The sequence below is a fragment of the uncultured Campylobacter sp. genome, assembly GCF_938031315.1.
Lineage (GTDB): Bacteria > Campylobacterota > Campylobacteria > Campylobacterales > Campylobacteraceae > Campylobacter_B.
In genome coordinates this window covers 1-7,945 of sequence record NZ_CALHHT010000350.1, presented here as the reverse complement: position 1 = coordinate 7,945, position 7,945 = coordinate 1, and the positions used below count along the sequence as shown (strand labels likewise).

General features: G+C 47.9%; 7 protein-coding genes. 1 reads left to right on the top strand and 6 read right to left on the bottom strand.

Features of this window, described 5'->3' with window-relative positions; all coding sequences use genetic code 11:
• Positions 1–254: 254 nt before the first annotated feature.
• The 6 genes from Q0236_RS08425 to Q0236_RS08400 all read right to left on the bottom strand — a co-directional run bounded on the left by Q0236_RS08425 (position 255) and on the right by Q0236_RS08400 (position 7,234).
• A complete protein-coding gene (locus tag Q0236_RS08425; RefSeq protein WP_297916864.1) occupies positions 255–1,373 on the bottom strand; it encodes an ATP-binding protein in 1,119 nt (372 codons plus the stop codon).
• A complete protein-coding gene (locus Q0236_RS08420; protein ID WP_297916862.1) occupies positions 1,366–2,019 on the bottom strand; it encodes a response regulator transcription factor in 654 nt (217 codons plus the stop codon). Before Q0236_RS08420 ends, Q0236_RS08425 begins: the two co-directional genes overlap by 8 nt.
• 26 nt (positions 2,020–2,045) lie before the next feature.
• Positions 2,046–3,017, bottom strand: a complete 972-nt coding sequence (gene nrfD, locus Q0236_RS08415; RefSeq protein ID WP_297916860.1) for an NrfD/PsrC family molybdoenzyme membrane anchor subunit — start codon at positions 3,015–3,017, stop codon at positions 2,046–2,048.
• Positions 3,010–3,576: a 4Fe-4S dicluster domain-containing protein gene (locus Q0236_RS08410; RefSeq protein WP_297916858.1), complete on the bottom strand. Its 567-nt coding sequence runs from the start codon at positions 3,574–3,576 to the stop codon at positions 3,010–3,012. The genes nrfD and Q0236_RS08410 overlap by 8 nt, the downstream gene beginning before the upstream one ends.
• 11 nt (positions 3,577–3,587) lie before the next feature.
• On the bottom strand, positions 3,588–5,852 hold the full coding sequence (phsA, locus tag Q0236_RS08405; protein WP_297916857.1) for a thiosulfate reductase PhsA: 2,265 nt from the start codon (positions 5,850–5,852) through the stop codon (positions 3,588–3,590).
• A gap of 167 nt (positions 5,853–6,019) precedes the next feature.
• The gene (locus Q0236_RS08400) at positions 6,020–7,234 is read right to left on the bottom strand and encodes an MFS transporter (RefSeq protein ID WP_297916855.1); all 1,215 of its coding nucleotides are present in this window, start codon (positions 7,232–7,234) and stop codon (positions 6,020–6,022) included.
• Positions 7,235–7,383: 149 nt separating this feature from the next.
• Between Q0236_RS08400 and Q0236_RS08395 the strand changes: the two genes are divergently transcribed.
• On the top strand, positions 7,384–7,945 hold a 562-nt coding region (locus Q0236_RS08395; RefSeq protein WP_297916853.1), incomplete at its 3' end, for a PAS domain-containing protein.

Genomic DNA, 7,945 nt, shown 5'->3' with positions numbered 1-7,945 from the left:
GAGCAGAAATAGATGTTATTACTAAAAAATATTATGAAGATAGGAGCAAAGTAATGCTATTTGATACAAAAAAAGAGGGTATGAAATTCGATAACTGCGGAAATCTAAATTATCCATTGGAAAAATATTATTTACGCAGCAGAGAAGCAAAAGGTGGCTGAAAAGCCACGCTAAAACAAAATTTTAAAAAGCCCTAGCCGCGCGAATTCTACTTCTAAATTTTAAAATTTGCGTCTAAATTTAGCGCGCCCGTTTTAATCCAAAAGTTTCTGCTTAAACAGCGGGATTTTGTAGCAAAAGGTACTGCCTTCGCCGAGTTTCGAGCTGACGCTTTTTGCGATTCCGTAGCGCTTGCAAATTTTATCGATTATGTTTAGCCCGAGACCGAATCCGCCAAGAGCCGCGTTTTCGCGCGAGTATCTATCCCAGATCGCGCTCGTATCCTTTATGCCGATGCCGAAGTCCTGCACGCTAAAGACCGCTATGCTCACCCCTTTTTCCAGCCCGATGATGATCTTGCCGCCGGGGCGCGAGTATTTTATGGCGTTGCTTAGGGTGTTATCGATGAGGCGCATAAGCGAGGTCTCGTCCATAAAAACGCTCACATCGGGCGCTATTCGCGATTGCAGGCTTATGTTTTTGCTTTTTGCGACCAGATAGATGAAATTTATCCTCGCGCCCAAAAACTCGCTCATATCGATGCGGCGGCTTTTTAAGCTCATCTTGCCGCTTTTGATGAAGTACTCCACATCCTCGTAAGTAATGACCATCTGCTTAAGCGCGGATTTTATTCGCGCCGTGTGTTTGTCGCGCAGCCCAAGCATCTCGGTGTTGATGAGCGCGACGCCCAGAGGGGTCTTTAGCTCGTGCATCGCGTCGTTGAAAAACGCCTTGATGAGGTTGCTTTGCTGCGCGTAGAAATTTTTTATGATTTTGTAGTTAAACAGCGCGATGATGAGCGCTACGAAAATCGTGATAAAGATCGTAGAGATCGCAATAAATTCTATCTTGGCGTAGCTTATCTTTTTTGAAATGACGAAAAAATGCAGCTTGCCCTCATGTAGAAAGTGGCGCTTAAAAAACACCCGCCCGCCGAATTTCAGCGTGATAAATGCAAAATCGGGCGGCTGCACGCTGAGGTTTGATCTTAAAATTTCGCCGTTTGCGTTTAGGATCGCGTAGTCGTAGATGAGCTCATCTTTTAGATTCAGATCCGCGCCGGCTAGGGCTTCGCCGCTTTTTTGTATCAGCTCGGCGACGTCGGCGCTCTCCTCGATTTTGGAATTTAAATAGATGATATAAAGACTCTCGCTTATAAAGGCGCCGATGATGAAAATCGCGCTAAAAAGCGTAAATTTAAACCCTTTAAGCATTGATTTTATATCCGAGTCCGCGGCTGGAGAGGATGAAGTCGTTGCTCGTTTTGGAGCGGAGGTTGCTGATATGCACGCGCACATCGACGCTGCCCGCTTCGCCGTCCCACACGTCGGCGATGAGTTCATCGACGCTTACGAATCTTTTGATATTGGCGAGTAGAAATTCTATGATTTTGATCTCTTTGGCGCTTAGCGATATCTCTTCATCCGCGCGTTTTAAAATTTTTAAATTTGCGAAGTAGTGAAATTTATCCGCGATCTTGACGGCGCCCTTTTCGTCGCCGAAATACTTTCGCATCAGCTCGCTTACCCTAAATTTAAGCTCGGCTAGGTGGAAAGGCTTTTTTAGATATTCGTTGCAGCCTAGTTCGTAGCACTGGCTTAAATCGTCGATGTCGCCGAGCGAGGTCATCATCATCACGGGGGTGTTGAGGCCGAGGTTTCGCGCATATCTAAGCACCTCTTCGCCCGAAACCTCCGGCACTTTAATGTCTAAAATCAACAGATGGTAAGCATTCGCGGCGATCTTATCGCAGGCTGCGTCGCCGCTTTCGCATTCGTCCACTTCGTAGCCGAGCTCCTGCAGATACTCGCTTACGCTGCTTCTGTATTCAAAATCGTCTTCTAAAAGTAAAATTTTCAAACCCGTTCCCTAAATCGGGAGCGAGACTACGCTCCCGTGCAAATTTGCCCCGCATATACGATGTAGTAGCGAAGCAGAATGACGCCGCAAAGCACGACGAAAGAATTTAAAACTATAAACGCAGGCTTGTAGGCGTGGTTTTTCAGCGCCGTAAAGGCGATGATGATCGGAGCGATGAGCCCCGTGCCTAAAACGCCGATCCAGAAAATTTTACCGTAAACCTCGTGCGTCAAAGCCTGCTGTGCCGCAAGCGCGCTCGTGCCGCCCTCGAAATACATCCCGACAAATAGAATGAACAAAAGCGGAATCTCAAAGAGTATCGCGCGCAGATCAAGCACCAAAAGGTATTTTATGCTATCTTTGTTTAACGAGCCTTTAAAAAACAGAAGTCCAACTAAAATGCTCGCCGCGATGCCGCTGGAAAAGCCCGATAGCAAAAATAAAATCGGAAGCACAGGAGTATTCCAAAGCGGAATTTTCATCACCGCGCTTAGTAAAAAGCCCGTGTATGCGCCTACGCAAAGAGCAAGCACAAATAAAACTCGCTCAAAAATTTTAGAAGCCTTGGCGAATGAGCCTAACAAATTTACGATAGGGCGCAGGAATGCAAATAGCTTAAATTTGCAAATTTCTTCGCCGAAGACGCATAGCGCAAATATAAAGCTAAGCGGCACGTAGATTAAAAGCGCCGCCACGCCGAGGCTCATTACAGAGCCGAAGTTAAATTTTATCAGCAAAAGATAGAAAGTAAGCGGCTTGCCAAGATCAAAGATCAAAAGCAAAAGCCCCGCGCAGATCGTAATCGGTGCCGTGATCGCACCCGCTCTAATCATCGCGTCCCAGATGGAATTTTGCTCGCTTTCGTGGCGGTTCCATTTGACTAAAAGCGCCACCATCGTCGCTCCCGCGCTAAGACCCGCCAAAAATAGATAAATCGCAATCGGCCAAGGCCAGTAAATTTCAGAATATTGGCTCATATCGCCCCACATATTATTCATAGCGTCCCCCTTTTTTGTTTTTGATATTCGCTAGGCGCGGTTTGGTGTTTAGATACGCTTTCGGATATTCTACGCTCGTTTTGGCTAGCAGCTTGCTTACCTCGGAATTTACGTCATTTACGTCGCCGAAAGTTAAAGCATCTGTTGGGCACACGCTTACGCAGGCAGGCTGCAAGCCTTTGTTTGTGCGGTTCGTGTAGCAAAAGGTGCATTTGCCGATAGCGTGCGTGATAGGATCGACAAATCTAGCGTCGTAAGGACAGGCCAGGATGCAGTATTTGCAGCTGACGCAAAGCCTCTCGTCTATGAGCGTTACGCCGTCTTTGGTTTTAAAGCTCGCTCCCGTAGGGCAGACGTCCACGCAGGGGCTATCCTCGCACATAACGCAGCTGGCGCGCGAATAATCGAGCTTTAAATTTGGAAAAACGCCGCTTGTTTTGCCGTGAACCTGCAGCCTATAAACGCCGCTAGGCACGCCGTTTTCGTTCCTGCACGCAACCGAACAGGCTTGGCAACCTATACATAAATTTTCGTCGTGAATCATTATGAGTTTTTTCATAACCGCCCCTTTCAAATTTTAACTATATCGACGCCGACGTTGGTTACCATCGTGCTTACCACAGGACCCGCAGCGGGATCGAGAAGGACGCTTTGGTTGGTGCCTATGCCGTTCGTGCGCTTTAGCCCGGGGCTTACGTGCCCAAAGCCGTGGTATAAAAATAGGCAATCGTCTCTGATGCCTTGCGTGACGAAAATTTTAGCTTTTTGCTCGCCGAATTTATTTTTGAGCTTCACGATATCGCCAGTCTTTAGCCCCTCCGCTTTTGCAGAAGCTGGGCTGATCCAAACCGGCGATTCGCTCATCATATCGTTTAAAATTTTGACATTTTGAGTGTGTCCGTTGGTGTGAAGCGCGGTCTTGCCGGTCATCAGGCAGTATTTGTGCCCGTCGAATACGTCCATACCCTCGGTGTTTAAGCAGCCGTATCCCGCGAAAAGCTCCTCCACTTTCGGCGCGAAAAGCTCGATCTTGCCGCTCGGGGTTTTAAATTTCATCTGCGAGCTCATCTCGCCGTTTTCGTCCACGAACTCCGCCGCGGCAGGATATTTATCAATAAATTTAGCCACGAGCTTCGGTTCTCGGTAGTATAGCTTCGGCACCTTGTAGCTTACGTAGCCGTTTTTGATTAAATTTGCGATCAGCTCGGCGTTGCCTTTGGCTTGCTGCATGCGGTATTCGTCGATGTTGTTCCAGGTGTAGTCCTTATCAATCTTCATCACCCTCGCAAGCTCTCTAAAAATTTCATAGCCGCACTTCGTATCGCCCACCGGCTCGACGGCTTTGTTTCGCATCACAAATCCAGGCGCGGTGCCGCCTTTGTTTTGAATCGACTCATCGCGCTCTAAATACGTGGATTCGGGCAAGATCACGTCGGCTAAGCACGCGAAGTCGCTCATATACACGTCGATTGCAAGCACGAAGTCTAGCTTTTTGATCGCCTCTACGCTCTTATCCACGCCCGCAACGTTGATGAGGTGGTTAAAGCGCGTGCTGACCCAGCCTTTTACAGGGTAAGGCTTTTCGCTTAAAATCGTAGGCGCGATCTGCATCAAAACGCCGTGTTTGCGCGGCACGAAGAAATTTTCGCTACCTTCCTCGCCGCAGCCGTCGATGCGAGCGGTCTTTGGAATTTTAAACTCCTTATCCGGGTTTGAGATGGTAGGGAATAGATCCTCTTTGCAAAGTGCGTTGAAGGTTTTAGAGTCCTTCGAGAAGTAAATTCCGCCCTTTTTCTCGACGTTTCCCATCAGCGCGTTTGCGATCGCGATGGCGCGCGTGCGGATATATTCGGCTTTAGCGGTCGTGGTTTTATGACCCCAGTCGATTACGATTGCGGGAGCTGCGGCGTAAATTTCATTTGCGATACGCTCTACCTTGTCCGCTTTGATCCCCGTGATGGCCTCTTGCCAAAGCGGCGTCGTATCCTTTACGGATTGCCTTAGCTCCTCTAGCCCTACGGCGTATTGTTCGATAAATTTTTTGTCGTATTTGTTATCGCGCAGCCAGACGTGAATTAGCGCCATCAAAAACGCCGCGTCGGTTCCCGGTTTTATCGGTAGCCACTCGTCTGCCTTGGAAGCTACGGTGCTAAAGCGCGGATCGAGAACCAAAAGCTTTACGTCCTCTCTACTTGCGGCTTTTGCGAGCTTTTTGGTTTTTGAGATGTCGATGCCCTCAAAGAGATTGTGACCGAAATTTACGATATATTTTGCGTCGCCGTAGTCTCTTTGCATATTAGCGCCGAAGGTGTGCGGCACGGCGATATTGTAGGTGATCGGACAACAGGACCAGTGCGAGTAGATGTTCGGGCTGCCGTAGGCACAGGCGAAATTCATCATCTGAGTGTGGTGCTCGCCCGTTTTAGAGGTGAAAACTACGCTTTGCGGGCCGTATTTTTGCGAAATCTCACCGAGCTTTTGCGCGCAAATTTTAAGCGCCTCATCCCAGCTCGCCTCTTTAAATTTGCCCTCGCCGCGCTCGCCTACACGAATGAGCGGCTTAATGAGCCTTTGATCGTCGTAGAGCTGATTGATGCCCGCGCCGCCGCGAGCGCAGACGGAGGTTTTGTTTGAAAACCTGTGGTTGCCCTCGATTAAAGCGCCGCGACCGTCTTTGACGGTCACCTCAATAGGACAGCGCGAGGAGCACATCTCGCAGACGCTGGCGACTTTCTTTTCCGTCCCGCCTGTAACCGCGCTAGCGTTTAAATTTAGATTTAGCGTCGCTAGCGTGCCGATTGCGGCGGTACTTTTTAAGAAATTTCGTCTATTCATAAAAACTCCTTACCTTTGAATTTTGGTCGAAATTCTAAAATTCCATCGTAAAAATAAGGTTAATTTTGATAATGGACGAAGCGGGAGAAATTTACGCAACATGCCCTGTGGCTTAAAATTTTAACTAGCGTTTTAGCGATTGGGAGTTAAATTTGAAGCGTCTAAAGTTAACGCAGCGGGCTGTGAGCCTTTTTAAATTTATAAAATATGCAAAGCAGCACCGAGATGCTTGCCACGCCGCAGATCGCAAGAGCCGCTCGCGCGCCGAAGCAATTAACCAAAAAGCCCGAAAATAGCGCGCCAAAAGGGGTGCTGCCGATGAAAAACAGCGCGTAGATACTCATCACTCTGCCGCGGAATTCGTTGCTTACGTGCATCTGCACGGCTGAATTGATACTCGAATTGGTCGCGACGAACAAAAAGCCCGTCGCCGCAAGCCACGCGCCTGCCCATACAAAGGAGCTTACCGCGCCGATGAGAGCTAAGCTTAGCCCGAGCAGGCTTGCGCAAAGATAGATTCTGCGGACGCTAAGCCTGCCGAAAACCGCCACGAAAAGCGCGCCGAAAAAAGCTCCCGCGCCCAGAGCCGACATCAAATATCCGAAACTGCGTTCGTCCGCGCCGAGGCTAAGCTTAACGAGAGCGGAGATCGTTACGTTGTAATTCGGCACGAGGGTCGAGATCACGAGTACCGTTAGCATCAGCTTGCTTAGCGTGCGTTTGTGCGAAATGTATGAAATGCCCGCCTTGATAGATGAGAAAACGCCATGTTTCGCGGCTGCTGCGTCTAAATTTAAAGGCGAAATTTTAACGAAAAAGAGCGAAATGATGATGCCCAAAAAACTGATCGCGTTGAATAAAAAGCAAAATCCCACGCCCCATAGCGCCATTACAAGTCCCGCAAGAGCGGGCCCTGCGATGCGAGTGACGTTAAAGGACATAGAATTTAGCGCGATTGCGTTAGATATGCTTTGCGGCTCGCCTACGAGGTCTTTGACCATCGATTGGCGGCTCGGCGAATCGAGACTCCTAAAAATTCCGTTAGCAAAGGCAAGAGATAAAATTTTTTCAAACGAATAAATTTCGCAAAAAACCATAAACGAAAAAATACTCGCGATGATCATCATACCGATCTGGGCGAGCAGGAGGATCTTTTTGCGATCAAATTTATCGAGCAGTACGCCCGAAAACGGTGTGAAAAGCAGCGCCGGCAAAAACTGCGCCGCGGCCACGAGACTGACCTTAAAAGCGTCTGCGGTGATGCTTAGCACTAGCCACGGCAGCGCGATGCTCTGCATCCACGATCCGATCAGCGAGAGGTTCATCCCGATCCAATAAATTCTAAAATTTGGATATTTAAGCGATAGGAAGGGATTTTTCAACGCGCCGCCTTTTGAAATTTGGATTTTGAAATTATACTTAAATTTAGCGTAAATTTTAGAATTTGCTAAATTTAATAAAAATTTAATGTTCTTAAAAACAAAATTATAATATACTTATTTTTTAAAATTTTAAAGCAAAAGGATTAAAAATGCAAAGACCGACGCCTCTAAATCAAGAGATCAAACTTGATCCGAACCGCTACATCGTCTCCAGGACCGATCCTAAGGGCATTATCACCTTCGGAAATCCGTATTTTTGTATGATTTGCGGATACAGTGAGGAGGAGCTCATAGGCAAGCCGCACAACATCATCCGCCACCCGGATATGCCGCGCATAGCTTTTAAGCTTATGTGGGATACGATACAGCAGGGCAAGGATTTTACCGCCGTGGTAAAAAATTTAGCCAAGGACGGGCGCTTTTATTGGGTCATTACGGAATTTAGCTCCAAAAAAGATTCTACGACCGGACAGATCACCGAATACACGGCATTTCGTAAAGCTCCTCCTCGCTCCGCGGTCGAGGCGGTCGAGCCGATCTATAAGATGCTTTTGGACGCCGAAAATAGAGGCGGCATGGAGGCAAGCCAAAAAGTGCTTATAGATTTTCTAAAAAGCAAGGGCGAGACTTATGAAACCTGGATCGCAAAGGTTTCCGGCAGATCAAATCCGCTCACCGCAATGTTTTTCAAGGCGATGAAAAAGCTTTTTA